At 61.9% G+C, this 16,256-nt stretch carries 9 protein-coding genes; 3 read left to right on the forward strand and 6 right to left on the reverse strand.

From position 1 onward, the window contains the following. Position 1: 1 nt before the first annotated feature. Positions 2 to 1,426, reverse strand: coding sequence for a phytoene desaturase family protein (locus tag C7378_RS03735; protein WP_131991856.1), 1,425 nt, complete (start codon positions 1,424 to 1,426; stop codon positions 2 to 4). Further along, the gene (locus C7378_RS03740; RefSeq protein ID WP_131991859.1) at positions 1,419 to 2,990 is read right to left on the reverse strand and encodes a lipase maturation factor family protein; all 1,572 of its coding nucleotides are present in this window, start codon (positions 2,988 to 2,990) and stop codon (positions 1,419 to 1,421) included. Before C7378_RS03740 ends, C7378_RS03735 begins: the two co-directional genes overlap by 8 nt. Before the next feature lie 48 nt (positions 2,991 to 3,038). Here C7378_RS03740 and C7378_RS03745 point away from each other — a divergent pair, with 48 nt between their 5' ends. After that, the gene (locus tag C7378_RS03745; protein WP_131991862.1) at positions 3,039 to 4,004 is read left to right on the forward strand and encodes a glycosyltransferase family 2 protein; all 966 of its coding nucleotides are present in this window, start codon (positions 3,039 to 3,041) and stop codon (positions 4,002 to 4,004) included. 49 nt (positions 4,005 to 4,053) lie between these two features. Here the strand turns inward: C7378_RS03745 and C7378_RS03750 are convergent, their stop codons facing one another. Then, positions 4,054 to 5,106, reverse strand: a complete 1,053-nt coding sequence (locus tag C7378_RS03750) for a glycosyltransferase family 2 protein (protein ID WP_131991865.1) — start codon at positions 5,104 to 5,106, stop codon at positions 4,054 to 4,056. A gap of 460 nt (positions 5,107 to 5,566) precedes the next feature. Here C7378_RS03750 and C7378_RS03755 point away from each other — a divergent pair, with 460 nt between their 5' ends. Further along, on the forward strand, positions 5,567 to 6,904 hold the full coding sequence (locus tag C7378_RS03755) for an O-antigen ligase family protein (protein WP_131991868.1): 1,338 nt from the start codon (positions 5,567 to 5,569) through the stop codon (positions 6,902 to 6,904). Between the two features lie 136 nt (positions 6,905 to 7,040). On the opposite strand, the gene C7378_RS03760 is transcribed toward C7378_RS03755, so the two are convergent. Next, entirely contained in the window at positions 7,041 to 8,228 is a 1,188-nt protein-coding gene (locus tag C7378_RS03760) for a tetratricopeptide repeat protein (RefSeq protein WP_131991871.1), read from the reverse strand. Between the two features lie 597 nt (positions 8,229 to 8,825). Between C7378_RS03760 and C7378_RS03765 the strand changes: the two genes are divergently transcribed. Continuing rightward, positions 8,826 to 12,485: a TonB-dependent receptor gene (locus C7378_RS03765; RefSeq protein WP_165876629.1), complete on the forward strand. Its 3,660-nt coding sequence runs from the start codon at positions 8,826 to 8,828 to the stop codon at positions 12,483 to 12,485. Between the two features lie 174 nt (positions 12,486 to 12,659). Here C7378_RS03765 and C7378_RS03770 read toward each other — a convergent pair whose 3' ends face one another. Further along, positions 12,660 to 14,243, reverse strand: coding sequence for a rhamnogalacturonidase (locus C7378_RS03770; RefSeq protein WP_243648046.1), 1,584 nt, complete (start codon positions 14,241 to 14,243; stop codon positions 12,660 to 12,662). A gap of 95 nt (positions 14,244 to 14,338) precedes the next feature. After that, positions 14,339 to 16,123, reverse strand: a complete 1,785-nt coding sequence (locus C7378_RS03775; RefSeq protein ID WP_131991880.1) for a DUF885 domain-containing protein — start codon at positions 16,121 to 16,123, stop codon at positions 14,339 to 14,341. Between the last annotated feature and the right edge of the window lie 133 nt (positions 16,124 to 16,256).

Raw genomic sequence — 16,256 nt, forward strand, 5'->3', positions numbered from 1 at the left:
GCTATCCGCGCCCCAGCCGCTTCAGCGCCAGCTTGGCCGCATGATACCCGCACATGCCGTGCACGCCCGCACCCGGCGGCGTTGAAGAGGAGCATAGATAGAGGCGCGGATCGGGCGTAGCGTAGCCGCTCGCCGTCGGCCGCAGCACCATCTGGCGCAGGTTCATCGCGCCGCCGCTGATGTCCCCGCCCACCAGGTTTGCATCCATCGCCTCCAGCGTCGAAGGAGAGGAAACATGCTTCGCCAGGATGCACTCGCGAAAGCCCGGCGCAAAGCGCTCGATCTGCCTCTCGATTGCCTCTGCCATGTCCACGGTTGAGCCGTTCGGCACATGGCAGTAGGCCCACAGAATATGCCGTCCTTCCGGCGCGCGCGTCGCGTCAAAGAGCGTCGGTTGCGCCACCAGCACAAAAGGCGCATCGCTCACCTGCCCGCGCACCGCGGCCTCTTCTGATGCAGCAATCTCCGCCATTGAGCCGCCAAGATGCACCGTCGCCGAGCGCAGACACTCGCGCGCTCGCCATGGCGCTGGCGCAGACAACGCGTAGTCCACCTTGAACGATCCCGGCCCGTACTTGAAGTCGCCGAGCGCCGCTCGATATGCGCCCCTCAGCCGTTCTCCCGCCATTGCCAGCAGCGCCCGCGGACTCACATCGCACATCACCAGGGAGTTCTTCGGCAGCTCATCGAGCGAGCCCACCCGCGTTGAGGTGTGCACGCGCCCGCCAAGGCTGGTCAGCAGTGAGAGCAGCGCGTCCGTAATCGACTGCGCCCCTCCGCGCGGCACCGGCCATCCTGCCGCATGCGCCGCCGCTCCCAGCATGATGCCCACCGCCGCGCTGAGCGGCGCATCGAGGCTCATGAAGGAGTGCGCCGCAATCCCTGCAAACAGCGCGCGCGTCCGCTCCTCCGTGAAAGTGTGTTTCGCCAGGAAGCGCGCCGGCTGCACCGCTCGCATCCCGAACTTCGCCAGCAGAAAAGGATGGCGCGGCGCCCGCAGCAGCGGCCCCAGTGTATCCCCGGCGAAGTCCGCCCAGTTCTCCACCAGCGGACGCATCATGCCGTTCCACGCGCGCCCATCGCGCCCCAGCACCGCCGCAGCTTCATCGAGATCGCGTTCCAGCAGCACCGCGCTGCCATCGTTGAGCGGGTGCGCCAGCGGCGCATCCGGCTGGATCCATTCCAGTCCATGCGCGGCCAGTGGCAGCGAACGAAAAAATGGCGAGCCCGCGCCCATCGGATGCACCGCCGAACCGAAGTCGTGCCGGAAGCCCGGCAGCGTCAACGGCAGCGTCCGTGCCGCGCCGCCCGGCACCGCTTCTGCCTCGAAGACATCCACCTCCATGCCCGCCTGCGCCAGCACAATCGCTGCCGCCAGCCCGTTCGGGCCGGAGCCGATCACACTCGCGCGCACAGGCTCAGTCATGGGGGGGAAGTGGCTCCGGCCAATTTGTAACCGTGAAAGTTCCATTTGCCGTGCGCGTCACCTCTGGTGCATACAGCCCCAGCAGTTGCCTGCGCCACCAGTCGCCGTTGGCGCGCTTCTCGGCCGCGCTCGTGAACCAGTACTGCCACAGCACCGCCCGCACATATTTCGGCGGCGTCTGCGCAAACGGGTTGCCTGCGAAAAGCCCCAGCACATCGCGGTCATTCATCAACAGCTTTTCTTCCGTGATGGGCACAATCGCATTCTGCCGCCAGTCTCCCAGCGAGGCAAACCAAAGGTTCCAGTCAAAGCGTGGTTGATAAGGCGCATAGATGTGCGGCCTCTCATGCAGCGCCTGCGGCTTGTAGCGGAAGGGGTACGCCGTCCACCTGACTCCATCATTCGAGCCTTGAAACTCGATCTCGTAGCGCCCGCGCGTCATCACGGCAAACAGTCCATACTGGTTCGCAATCCGAAATGGCTCCAGCGCCGTAATCGGCGCCGTCGGCAGCGGCAGATCGCGGAAGGGAAGTCGCAGCAGCTCCGCCGTCGTTACATAGCCGACGAAGGTAAGCATCACCGCCGCGATCGCAGTGCGCAGCGCCGCAGCATGCGTGGAGCGAGGTGCCGGCGAACTCTCTGCCAGCCTGCTGCGAAAGCGCTGCGGCGTCAGCCGCTCAACCGCGCGGTCATCGAGCAGCAGAAACCCCAGCGCCAACACCAGGTAGTTCAGAAACTTGTAGTTTGCCGTCACAATCACGCCCGCCTGCCACGCCGTCACCAGCACAAAGCACGCCAGCCGCACCGGCCTCGGCATAAACATCATGAAGACCAGCACCAGTTCGAGCGCGAGCGTCAGAAAGGCCGTCGCCACATGGAACCAGTGCGGCAGGTGCGCCGCATACCATCCCACCCACGTCGGCAGCGGCCCGTTCTGGTAGTAGTCCACCATCGCCGTCAGGTGTCGCCACTGTTCGTCGCCGCTCAGCAGCTTCACCAGTCCTGACTCGAAGTAGATCCTGAACCACTCCCACAGCAGCAGGAAGAGCGCTGCCCGCGACGGCGGATCATCCGCGCCCCACCCCGGCAGCAGGCCTCGCGGCGCAAGGAACAGCGCCAGAAATCCAGCCTCCAGCAGCATCCCATCCGACTGGTAGCCTGAGAACTCGCTAGCCGTGCTCACAAACGAGAGAAAGCAGACGAAGCACACCGCCAGCGTCAGCCGAGGCCACACATTCGCCACCACGAGCAGGGATGCCGCCATTCCCACCCAGCACAGCGCCATCAGCGCATGGTTTGAGCTCGCTACCCACAGCAGCGACGGCGCAAACCAGAACCGCTCCAGCCCGCTTACGCTGTTGGCCACGTGCGCCAGGAACTCACCGGCCGGCAGGATGCCGTTCGGCCCGATCAGGCCGCGTATCTGAAAGACCAGCGAGAAGAAGGCAGAGAAGTAGATCAGCCCCAGCGCCCGCAGAAACAGCCATCGGGGCGCAAGTCTGCCGGGTGCGCCCGGTGGCGTGCCAAAGATCCAGTTCAGCCGCGACTGTGAGCTACCATTCACCTTCGTCCGCCATCATAGATTAACGGGAATCTGACCGCAGGCTGGCGTATGCTGTTCAGAAATATGACGAACCCGCTGGTGAGTTTTGTCATCCCAACACGTGATCGTCCAATCCAGTTGATCCGCGCCGTTCAAAGTGCTCTCGCGCAGACATACCCTCAGGTTGAGGTCATTGTCGTTGTGGATGGCCCGGACGATCTTGTGCTCGCCCTGCTCGACGATATTTCCTCGCCCGCGCTTCACATCGTCCCCGTGCCCCAGCCGGTCGGCGGGGCAGAGGCCCGCAACATCGGCATCCGGTACGCCTCCGGTCAGTGGATCGCTCTGCTCGACGACGACGATCAAGCCATGCCCGATCGCATTGAGCAGCAGTTGCGCCGCGCACACGCCTCCCGCTATCCACTTCCGGTGGTCAGCTCGCGATTCATCGCCGTTCTTGATAGCGGAGAGCAGATCCTGCCCCGCCGCCTTTACCGTCGCGGCGATCCTGCGCGCTACCTCTTCCTGCGCCGATCCTTTCGCTATGGCGACGGTCTTCTCCACACTTCCACGCTTCTGCTCCCCCGCACGCTGATGTTGTCCTGCCCGTTTCTGGGAGGTCTCCGCCGCCATCAGGACTGGGACCTGATTCTCCGTCTCGTCACTCTCCCCGGCGTCGGTATTGAAATGTTGCCCCAGCCGCTCGCCCGCGTGCAGATGCAGGAGCAGCGCACCAGCGTCAGCACCAGCCCCGACTGGGAGTTTTCCCTTGATTGGGCCCGCGAGCGCCGCCGCCGCCTCGGCCGCCGCGCCTATGCCGCCTTCCTTGCCACGGAGTGCATGCCGCGCGCCGCCAAGGTGGGCGCTTCCCGCAGAAGGCAGCGCGCTCTCCTCCGGGAGTGCCTTCGCCACGCATGGTTCTCGCCGCGCGTCATGGTGCTGGCGACAGCCTTTTTCATTCGCGCTCGCAAAACTGCGCGGAAGGCGAAGGCTTTCTCTGCCGCAGAAACAACTGCTTCCCGATCAGATCAATGAAGTAGCTGTTACCCGGCGATATCTTCGTCGCCCGTTCTTGGGCTTCTCGTCAGCCGGTCGACCGGGACCCCGGAAAGCAGACAACGCTGTCTGCCGTCTGCAGCGCCGTCAGCTGCGGCGCCGTCCCGAACTGTAGCGGCCATAGCCATTCCTTTCGCTCCAGAAACATTCCTGGCGGCAGCCCGTTCGCAATCCTGCTGCCGGGCGCAAACTCATCGCGCAGCCGCCTGGCAAGGTAGCTGGGCGACGCGATCATCGACCGCACCAGCCTGTCCGCAGCCGCGCCCCACAGCCCTTCGCCCAGCCGCATATTGCAGCAGCGAAGATGCTCCTTGGCTCGCAGCCAACGCGGTGACAGCAGCTCCGCCAGCCTTGGCGCCGCTTCCTCCCACGACGAGGCCCTCCACCCGTGCAGGTGCGACAACAACAGGTACTGGACATAGATCCCGTGCAGCTCCTGCATTTTGAAGTGGCGCGTGCTCACGCTCCCCTCGTTCTGCCGAAAGCCGACCAGCACCTCGGGAATGAGGTGCGTCTCATACATCAGCACCATCCGCCACCACAGGTCTGGGTCCTCCGCATGCAGCCCCGTGCGATAGCCGCCCAGCGCCCTCACCGCCTGCACCCGCAGCGCCACCGTCGAGTGGCAGATCGCCGGCAGATAGCCCCGCTCGACCAGCTTCCTGCGCTCGCTGCTGCTGCCCCGCGTCGACCGGAAAAGCCCCACGCTGCCGCCCTGGTACTCCGCCAGCGAATAGATCATGCCCGCTTTAGGATGGGCTGCGATCGCCTCGTCCATCTTCGCCAGGCGGTCCGGATACGACAGGTCGTCCGCATCCTGCCGCACCAGCCACGGGGTCCGCGTCTCCTTCAACATGCGGTTCAGCGTCGCCGCCACCCCCGCATTCGCCTGCGTCAGGATGCGCAGCCGCTCATCCCGCACCGAGTGCAGGTAGTCGAGGCTGCCGTCCGTGGCTCCGTCCACGATCGCCAGTATCTCGAAGTCGCCGAACGACTGCCCCAGCAGGCTCCCCACCGCCTCCTGCAGATAGGGCAGGGCGTTGTAAACGGGAAGACCGATAGTGAATCTGGCTTGTCGCAATAGTCCCGCCCTCTGCCGCGTGCCAAGGGCGCAATTACGTTACCCTCCGCCCCTGGCTCCATCCCTGGCTGAAAATTTTCTAACTTAACTAAATGTTTAAGTTAGCAAACATTACTGCAGCTTAAAATTATCGCGGTCAAGTTAAAACTACTTTAAGTTATCGAACCAAAGTAACGTTTAACCTGCTCTATGCAAATGTTAAGGTAACTCAATTACTGGATAGCTATATCTCAGATTGATTTCTTTTGAGCTGCCTTAGTAGTAACGCCAAGGCTGCAATGAGGTGGATTTTTTTGCCCGCAGGGTTGCAAGCCGTTGAGATCGCGGGAACCCGCGCGTGTCCGGGCGGCGAACTCACGTTCGCTGATCTCGCAGCAGTCCTGCGCCGTCGCCGGCCGCCGATGGACCAGCTCATCGCAGTCTGGGCCAATCAACACGGCTGCTTCTACGTGGGGCGCCCATGAAGAGCTCCCGGCTCAATCAGATTCTCAGCGCCTTCGGGGTGGAGGATGTCCTCTGTGTCCTGCTCCTTGCCTTTTTTGCCGTGGCCGGCTCCATCTCCGGCATCGCGCCCAACCAGGCCTCCGGGATGACGAACGCCCCGGCCACCGGCTTCATGGCCCCCGGCATCCTCTCGCAGCTCGTCGTCAACGCCATCATCCTCGGTCTGCTCCTCTTCAACGCCCGCAAGATGCTGCTGTGGAACCGCGCCCTCCAGTGGAACCTCGCCATCATCCTCGCCGCGCTCTCCTCTGTTGCCTGGTCGGCGGACCCGCTCCTCACCCTGCGCCGGGCCATTCCCTTTGCCTTGGCAGCTCTCTTCGGCCTCTACTTCGCCGTCCGATTTGTCCCGCGCCGCCAGCTGCAGATTCTGTGGTTCACCTTCGTACTGCTGGCCATCGCCAGCGCGGTTGCGGCGCTGGCCTTTCCCTCTGTGGGCCTTGACGCCTCCACCGGCCACACCCACGACTGGCAGGGCGTCTTCACCCAGAAAAATGCCTGTGGCCGCGTCATGGTGCTCGCCTCCGTCGTCGTCTTCTCCATCCGCGCGCACCGCGGTCTCCGTGCCTTCTCACTGCTGCTTTTTACAGGCGTGCTCCTCATGAGCGGCTCGCGCGGCGCCTGGGTCATTGAGCTCTCTCTCTTCGCGCTCTGGCTGGGGTTCCTCATCGCCGCCCGGCTCAGGAAACAGGAGCGGGTCTTCGTCTTCGCCGCAGTCGCCGTAGCTCTGGTCCTCTGCGCCTTTCTTGTCGTGTGCGTTCTCCCCGAGCTCGCGCTGCTGCTGGGCCGCGATCCCACCCTCTCAGGCCGCATCGCCATCTGGCATCACGTCTGGAGGGCGATCCTCCGCCATCCCTTGCTCGGCTATGGTCTGTCGGCCTTCTGGCAAGGCCTTCAGGCAGCGTCGTATTCCGTCATCGTCGCGCTCCACTTCGTCCTCTTCCACGCGCACAACGGCTTTCTTGAAATCTGGCTGGAGCTCGGCGCCCTCGGCCTGCTGCTCTTCATCTTCAGCTACCTTCGCGCCTGCAGGAAGGTTCTCCCCCACCTGCTCGGCCGCGACAGCCGCAGCGCCCTTTGGATGGGCCTGTTCCTCTTTCTCATCGCCGTCTACAACATCGGCGAGAATACCTTCCTCACCTCCAACGGCATCTTCTGGGTGCTCTATGTAGCAGTCCTTGCCGACATCGAACTGCTCGCCCCCGAGCGCCCTGAGAATGTCCTCGCCTTTCCCGGAGCCGCGCGTTCTCCCGTCTACTACGGGACCGCAGCGGCGCGGCGCAGCTCGTTAGGCTAGCGCTCGCCCTCATTGGCGGCATCGACAAGACCTTCCCCGTCAACGCCGGACAGATCGGCGCCGCTGGCCTCTCAGCCGCCGCGCCCCAGGCATCTTCCGGGAAGGGAAGCGCTCCACTCTGCCTTAGATCTACGCCCTATTCCGGCGCCACCCCGGCATGCGAATTCGCCTCATTCAGCTTGCGCCAGTCCGCCACCTGTTTCGCGCTTGCCTTATCCGCTTCCTGCCGCAGTTGCTGATACTTCAGCAGCGCCTGGTGCGCCTCTGCCGTCTGACCTGCCTTTCGGTAGATCTGCGCCAGCTCATACCACGCACGCCTCTGCACCTCGCCCTGCACCTCGCACGCGCGCTTGAACTCGGCAATCGCCTCGGCATTCTTACCCTCCGACGCCAGTCCCCGCGCCAGGTAGTAATCGGCCACCGTCGGCGCTCCATAGAGCTTCACCACCTGCTCCAGCAGCGGCACGCCCTTCTCCTCTTCGCCGCGATCCACGCGTACGCTGCCCAGGTCATACATCGCCACCGGATTGCCCGGCGTCAGCTTCAGTTGCTCGGCAAACGCATTCTCCGCCAGGTCCACCGCTCCCGTCTTGCGATATTCCTCGCCCAGCCCCTCGTAGAGATCGGCCTCGCCCGGCGCGATCTTGATCGCCGCCAGGTACTCGTCAATCGCGTTCTTGTGCTGCTCCGCCTGCGCCGCAATCTGCGCATTCAGCCGGTGCACTCGCCACGAGCCAGGGTCCAGGTGATACATCTGCGCATAGCTGTCTTTCGCCACCTGCATATGCGCCTGCCCACGATAATCCAGCACATTCACATCCTTCGGAGCCAGCTCCGCCGCGCGATCCAGCGGCCCCGTCGCCTTCTCCGGATGGCCGGACTTCAGCTCCACAATCCCCAGCCACATCTCCGCCTCGGCGTTGTCCGGGTTCGCCGTCGCCTCCAGTTCCAGGTCGTGAATCGCCTCCGGAATATGGTTGGTCTGGTAGTTCGCAATGCCCATGAACAGGTGAGCGCCCGCCAGCGTCGGATCGATCTGCAGCGACTTCTCGATCGAGGCCTTCGCCTCCGCCAGCTTCCCCTCTTTGAGCTGCGTCATCCCCAGGTCGAGGAACGCCTGCGGCAGGTCGGGAGCCACCACCGTCGCCTGCTTCAGATACTTCTCCGCCAGCTCCGGATGGCCGCTCTGCATCGCCGCTCCTGCCTGCGCAAAGAGCGATTGCAGCTGCGCCTGCGACGCCTGCACCTGGTAGCCCAGCGCGGTCCCGCAGCAGCCCAGCAGCGCCGCGCCGCTGAGCAATATTCCTGTTTTTAGGGTAAACATGCCATCGGATTGTACACGCCGGACCGTCCCGGCCGCATGCGCCGCTTCTCCCCGTGCCGCGATTTCGTTCCTCAGCTGAGCTCCGACAGGCTTATTACGAAAGTAATGAGCCGAACGGTCGATTTCTAGTTGTGCTTTCCGGCTGATATCAATTAGGCCGTTGGAATTAGCCCGTTGGAATGAGCCCGCTGGAATGAGGAAGCTTTTCCCGTCTCCGTCCAGCTGTAGCTGCCTCTTTCGGGGTGATTCTCCCAAGCTTTTTTAGGTCGGGAAAAGTCTGTAATCGTTTGCAAAAACATGAGCCAGATGCTGTCTGTCACAAATTCGAGCCGCAGGGTAGCTCATGGATTTCCCTCTGGCTTCAGGTTACGTTTACTTGCTTGAAAGTGCTTTAACTGCGCGCAGCGGATAGCTCTCATATCGTAAGGCATTGCTAGGGGTTAATCATTGGTGATACGTTTACCGATGGCTCTGCTTTACAAGCGGTCCGCTGCAGGTATTGTCCTTGGGAACTGCAGACGGAATGCTTCCGGACCCAGATCCGGAAGCCCGGAATGGAGCGGTTCCTTGTTTCAACGTATTTCTTCAGGAGGCAACATGAGTGCAATCAGGAGAGTGGGATGGCGTGCGTTGTCGGCATGCCTGTTTCTGCTCCTCATAACCAGTCCCAGTCGAGCCCAGTCCGTTTACGGCTCGATGACCGGCACTGTTACCGACAGCTCCGGCGCAGTCATTCCCAACGCTTCCGTTCAGGTCAAGAACGAGAAGACCGGCTCTGTCAACAAGACAACCTCCACCTCGGCAGGCTCCTACCGCTTTCCTGAGCTGCCTCTCGGCTCCTATGACCTCACCGTAACCGCGCCCGGCTTCAGCACAGCGCAGCTTACGGGAGTTACCGTTCAGATTCAGAGCACCACCGGTCAGAACGTCACTCTCCAGGCTGGCGGCGAAACCACCACTGTCAACGTCAATGCGGACGCTCCTACCCTGCAGACGGAATCCTCTGACATGGGCGGCGTTATCTCCGACAAGCAGATCACCGAGCTGCCTCTCGCCCTCGGCGGCGTAGGCGCGCTCCGTTCGCCTGAGGCCTTCGTCTTCCTGCTGCCCGGCGCGACCGGTCCCGGAACGGCCAACAGCAACAACGGCATCTTCTTCTCCAGGATCGCCGGTGGCCAGACCTTCGGCAATGAAGTCCTCATCGACGGCGTCAGCCAGCAGCGCAGTGAAAACGGCTCCTCCTTCGACGAAGAAGCACCCTCCGTTGAAGCCCTGCAGGAGTTCAAAGTCACCACCGCCCTGCCCACCGCCGAGTACAACCGCACCACCGGCGGCATCGAGAACTTCGTCACTAAGAGCGGCACTAACAACTTCCACGGCACCGCGTACGACATCTTCCGCAACCAGGACCTCGACGCCAACACCTGGTTCAACAACGGCTACCGCGCAGAGTTCTGCACCGGCGCTAACAATACCCCATCCTGCCGGTCCACCTATGCAACCCCGGTTGACCAGAAGAATGACTTCGGCGGGAGCTTCGGTGGTCCGGTCTGGATTCCCAAGGTCTATGACGGCCGTGACAAGCTCTTCTTCTTCTTCGCCTGGGAGCAGCTCGCCTATCATCTCGGCGCCTCCACCGTCACCACTGTCCCCACTCCGCAGGAGCTGAGCGGCGACTTCTCCAACCCGGCCATTTTCCAGACCAACAAGCCGGTTGGAACCAATCCCTGCGATGGCTCCACCGTCTACCAGGGCCAGATCTTCGATCCTTCGAGCACCCGTGTCGTCAACGGCGTACCCTGCCGCACGGCCTATCCCGGCAACAAGATCCCCGGCGGATTTTCTCCCGTCTCGCAGGCGATCCTGAACTATTTCCCCAAGCCGACCAACGATCAGGTCTTCAACAACTTCAACTTCAACAGCACCATTCCCATCACCAACACGACCTACACGGTCCGCATCGACGCTCATCTGAGCGACCGGAACTCCATCTGGGGTTCTTACAATACGCGTGACAACAACCGCATCAGCGGCACGCCGATCCTTCCCGATCCCATCGATCCCAACACCTGGAAGCAGGACTTCGAGACCCACTTCTTCCGTGTCGGCTGGGATTACTCGCTCACCCCTCACGTCCTCAATCACTTCATCTTCGGCAGCAACCGCAGCAACAGCATCAACTTCGCTCAGGCCGCGCTTACCGGCACCAACTGGTTCCAGAAGCTTGGCGTCGCGAATGCTGTCAGCAACAACTTTCCTGTCGTCACCAATGGATTCACTGCTCAGGAAGGCATGCCGAACAACGGTGACAACATCGACAACGGCCTGCGGTTGAATGAAAGTGTTGCCTGGGAAAAGGGCGCTCACAGCTTCATGTTCGGTCTTGACCTGCGCTACCAGCAGTACTCGCCGATCAACAACAACTCTCCGTCAATCAACTTCGGCGGCGGCCAGACGGCTGCGGATCCGACTCTTGCCTCGCAGACCGGTAACGGTCTGGCCAGCGAACTTCTCGGCCTTGCCACCAACGGCAGCCAGAACATCATCCCGCATCAGTCCCGCTGGATCTCCTGGTACTGGTCCGGCTTCGCTCAGGATGACTGGAAGGTCACCAAGGACCTGACCCTCAACCTGGGTATCAACTACAGCCTTGATATGCCCCGGCACGAGGCCAACAACTTCACCTCCAACTTCAGCCGCACCGCAATCGATCCCGAGTACGGCGTTCCCGGAGCCCTCGTCTTCGGCACCACCTGCCAGCACTGCAACACCGCATGGGCTGACACCTGGTACAAGGACGTAGCTCCTCGCGTCGGCTTTGCCTATGCCCCGTCCAGCCTTCAGGGCAAGACCGTATTCCGCGGTGGCGCCGGCATCTTCTATGGTCCGCTGCAGTATGACGACTTCGGCGGCTCCATGAACACCGGTTACAAGGCGAATCCGAACTTCCCCTCCAAGAACGGCTTCGACCCGTCCTTCTCCATCGACAGCGGCTACCCTGCCTTTGCGCAGCCGCCCAACCTCGACCCCGGCTACTACAACGGATCGTATGTGCCCGGTTCTTACATCGAGCGTCGCGCAGGCCGCCCTGCCGCCGTGTATGACTGGACGGCGCAGGTGCAGCAGCAACTGGCCAGCGACCTCATCATGACCATCGGCTACATTGGCAACCGTGCCCAGAACCTGCAGGCCAATGTGCAGAACATCAACAACATCCCGCTGCAGGACATCGCACTGGGCAACAAGCTCACCGATCAGCTCCAGGGCAACTCGGATGGCGTAGCCACTCCGTTCCCCGGCTACTTCAACCTGTGGGGCAATGGCGTTCAGGTCCAGCAGGCCCTCCGTCCTTTCCCGCAGTATGACTTCATCGACTCTGGCTGCTGCCTGCAGAATCCCGGTCACTCGTCCTTCGACGCGCTTACCGCCAGCCTGCAGCGCCGCTTCTCGCAGGGCCTCAGCCTCCAGGTCTCTTACACCTGGGCTAAGACCCTCACCGATGCGGAAAGCGCTCTCCCCAACACCAACCCCGGCGGTCCCCAGGTACAGAATCCTGACAATCTGCACCAGGAGAAGTCCATCAGCGTTCAGGACATACCCCAGACGCTCGTCCTCAGTTACACCTACGATCTGCCCTTTGGAGAAGGCAAGCCCTTCCTCAATCACGGCTTCGTCGGCAAGTATGCTGTGGGCGGCTGGGAAATCGGCGCAGTCCAGCGTTACCAGTCCGGCGAACCGATGGCCTTCTGCTGCGCCAGCGGCATCCCCGGTTGGCAGCAGGCAATCCGGTATGACAGTGTTCCGAATACGCACGTCAAGAGCGCGGTTTACCGGCAGGGCTGGAAGAAACTCAACCCCTTCAACATCGCCAATGGCACCGATCCTAATGTGAACAGCCTCTTCAACGGCGCTGTTGACAACGGGGCGTATGCCTACACCCACGGTCTGGCTACGCCGGCCTTCATCGATCACAACCTGACGTCCTACCGTGGCACCGGCGCTTACAAGCTCGGCGACACCCCGCGTATCAGTCAGGTCAGGATCCCCGGCTACTTCAACGAAGACATCAGTATCATCAAGAACACTCCGATTCACCAGAATATTGTGTTCCAGTTGAAGTTCGAACTTCTCAACGCCTTGAACCGTCATGCCTTCTCCACGCCTGACGGCAACCCCAACGACTTCCTCTTCGGCGTTCCCACAGGAACGATAACGAATCCAAGGAATGTCCAGATCACCGGACGTATCAGCTTCTAGTTGGCCAATGAGTCACTGGAAATAGCAGTACAAAAAGCAACAACCTCCCATGCCGCTTTGAGCTCGTCTCAAAGCGGCACTTTTTTGGTGGGAAGATTTACGTGTTTGCTCTGGCGCGGACGCGCCGCAGGGAAGGAAGAGGAACAGCAGCAGGCCCCGATCTAGCGCTCCGATCTAGCGCCTGATCGTCTCGTTAGCCTTTTCGATCGCGGCATCCTTGATGCCTCTGCTGCCCGATACGCGAAAATCCGTCACGTCCTTCAGCACAAATGCCGCGCCCGTGTCATTCCGCGGCAGTTTGATGCGAAAGAAGTCAGCGCCCTGCACATCTTCCAGCACAAACCCCGGCCGCGCATCTGCCTTTTCATTCGCGATCTCGACGTTCGTGAACTCGATGTCCTTCACATGCCGAACATAGAATCCCTGCGCCGGCATCGCTCCAAACATCCCCGGGTCCGGATACTTCGTCTCGTTCTCCGGCGGGTGCAGCGCCGCCATCTCTTCCGTGCCGCCGCCCTGGTGGTGCAGGTAGATGTTGTTCAGCTTGATGCTCGCAATCTCGTGCCCCGGCACTCCGCTGATGATCGCGCAATCCTTTGACGCGCAGTTGTAGCTCACGATATCGCTCAGCACCACACGCTGCAGCGTCCCCACCGCCGCGCCCGCAGGCCCGCGCATCCGCGTCCCCAGCCGCAGAAAGATCGGCGCCGTCGTCACATCGCGCATCGTGATTCCGATGAAGGTCACATCTTCCAGCAGCGCCCCATCTTCGCTCTCGAGCGCAATGCCGTTGCAACCGTCGAAGACGCAGTTTGAAACCGTAATGTTCTTGAAGCCGCCATTCGACTCCGTTCCGAACTTGATTCGTCCCGTATGCGGCACCCGCGCGTCCGCCGCAAACTTCTTCCAGGTTCCATCCAGCATTGTGCCCAGCTCATACGTCCCCGTCACATAGCAGTTCGTGATCGTCACGTTTTCCGTGGCCCGCGCATACCCCAGCGCATAGGAGCTCTTCGGGCAGATGCCGTCGTCCCACGGCGAGTTCACGCTGCAGTTTGAGACGCGCACATTCCGGCAGCAGTCAATGTCCATGCCATCCCGGTTGGTATCGATCTTCAGGTTGTCGATCGTTAGATTATCCACGCCCGTCGCCAGAATCCCGAAGTGGCCGCCCTTCAGTATCGAGAAATCCCGCAGGATCACGTTGCGGCAGTTCTTCAGCGCAATTGACTTGTTGCCGTTGCGCGGCGTCTCCGCCAGCGGCTGCTCCGTAGCCCATCCGCGGCTCAGCCCCTTGCCCCAGATCAGCCCCGGCCCCATGATCGAAACATCATGCAGCCCCTCGCCCCAGATCAGGCTGTTGTGCCAGTGGTTGTGCCCATAGTCCTGGTAGTTTTCCCATGGCGCATTCGACTCAGCCGCATCATAGCCCTCTGTGCCGCTCGTCGGCACCTCTGCCGCCAGCAGCGTCGCCCCCTGGTCCAGGTAGAGCGCCACCTTGCTCTTCAGCCGCAAGGAGAAGCTCGCATAGGTCCCGGCAGGGAAGCGCACCGTCCCGCCGCCTGCTGCTGCTGCCGCGTCAATGGCCTTGTTGATCGCCGGCGAGTCAATGGTCGTACCATCGCCCGTCGCTCCGAAATCCCGCACGTCATAGATGCCGCCCGCAGTCTTCGCGGCCCTCGCCGGTGCTTTGGCAAAGGCAACGCCGGTGGCGCCCGTAGCAGCCGTAGCCGTCAGGCCCATTCCGGCCAGCTTCATAAACTCTCTGCGAGGTGTTCCCATGTGGCCATCTCCAGGAAAAATTTTCCACCGAGAACTCTAAAGGAATTTGCGCTGTTTGTCGCGCAGTGGTCTTACCTCGTCGCTCCTCCCGCCGCCTTCTGCTCGGCGATCCACTGGTCGATCGTCTTCTCCAGCACATCGAGCGGCAGCGGCCCCTGCGCCAGCACCGCGTCATGGAAGCTTCGCAGGTCAAAGCGCGCCCCCAGTTGCTGCCGTGCCCGTTCCCGCAGCTCCAGTATCTTCATCTGTCCCAGTTTGTAGGCCAGCGCCTGCCCCGGCCACGCAATGTATCGGTCGACTTCTGTCTCGATATTCTGTTCATCCATCGCCGTATGGTCGCGGAAGAACTGGATCATCTGCGCCCGGGACCAGTGATCGTAGTGCACCCCCGTGTCCACTACCAGCCTCACCGAGCGCCACATCTCGTTTTCGAGCCGCCCATATTCGCTGTAGGGGTCCTGGTAGAAGCCCACTTCCTTGCCCAGTCTTTCCGCATAGAACGCCCATCCCTCCGAGTAGGCGTTGTAGTTCCCGAAGCGCCGAAACGGCGGCAGCCCCGGTATCTCCTGCGCAATCGAGAACTGCAGGTGATGCCCCGGAATCCCCTCGTGATACGCAATCGCCTCCACATTCAGCAGCAGCCGATGCGTCGGATCATACTCATTCACATTGACTCGCCCCGGCCTGTTTCCCGCGCCCGGCGAGTAGTCCGCGGGCACCGCATCCGGCGCGCGAAACGCATCCATCGGCACCACTTCCAGCTTGTTCTTCGGCAGCCGCCCAAAGAGCTGCGGCAGTTTGCCGCTCATCTGATCCACGTAGTGTTGGTAGAGCCCCAGCACCTGCGCCCCGGACTTCCCATAGAGCGCCGGGTCCTTGCGGATGTGTTCGTTGAACGACTTCAGATCGCTGTACCCCTGGCTCCGCGCCAGCGCCACCATCTGCGCTTCGATCTCCGTCACCTGCGCCAGTCCCATCCGGTGGATCTCATCCGGGGCGAGCTCCGTCGTCGTCATCTGCCGTACGTCGAAGCGATACCGCGCCGCCCCGTCCGGCAGCGACCACACGCCATATTCCGTGCGCCCGTGCGGCGCATACTCCGTGCGTACAAAGGCGGCAAATTTCGCATACGCGGGCGCGGCATCTTCCTCCACCGCCTTCACGATCGCGCCCTTGAGTCGCGCCTGCTCCGTTGCGGAGATCCCTGCCGGGAACTTCACCACCGGCGCTGCGAAGGGGCTTTCCACGCCCTTCTTTTGCGCGATCTCCTGCGCCTCGGCCGCCACCTTTTCCAGCAGGTACTTCGGCGGCATCAGTCCGTCCCGCATGCCCAGCCTCATGTCCGCCGTCACCTGGTCAAAGGCGCGCGGCAACTGCTGCAGCCGCGCAAGGTAGTTCTCGTAGTCCTTCACCGTCCTGAACGGCATCTGCGATGCAAGGGCTGCGTAATCCAGGTGGACGCCGTTCATCTGGTTCACCGGCATCTCCCAGTCCTTGAACCTCGCCTCTTCCACCTCTTCGCTGAGCTGCCGCACCATCAGCGCCTTGTTCAGCTGCTCCTGCTCGCTCAATCCCGTCACGTCGAGAGCTTTGAAGAGCTGCAGCGCGTGCTCCGCATGCCGTTCTTCTCTCGCGTAAGCCTCGGGCGAGTAGTCGCTCAGCCGATCGTTGTAGCGCGTATCCCCAACATACGTCGCCATCTCGGGATACGTGCGCAGCTCGTATTGCCACTCCGCGTTGATTGCCGCATCCAGCTTCGCCTTGCGTGTCTGCTGCGTCTGCCCTTGCATCGGCAGACTCGCGAACAGCAGCACAACCCCGCCACAGGTCACCTTGGATAAATTCCTTGCGAGCATGCTCCTCCATCCGGCTCCGCGAACCCATCGAAGAGCAGTAAAATCAGGAAAAATTGGAATAGCTAAGTTCAACGGAAAGTTTTAAAAATGTCTACGTCAAAGTTTTAAGATCGTACATCTGCAGCGCGGCCGC

The organism is Acidipila rosea (genome assembly GCF_004339725.1).
Classification (GTDB): Bacteria; Acidobacteriota; Terriglobia; order Terriglobales; family Acidobacteriaceae; genus Acidipila; species Acidipila rosea.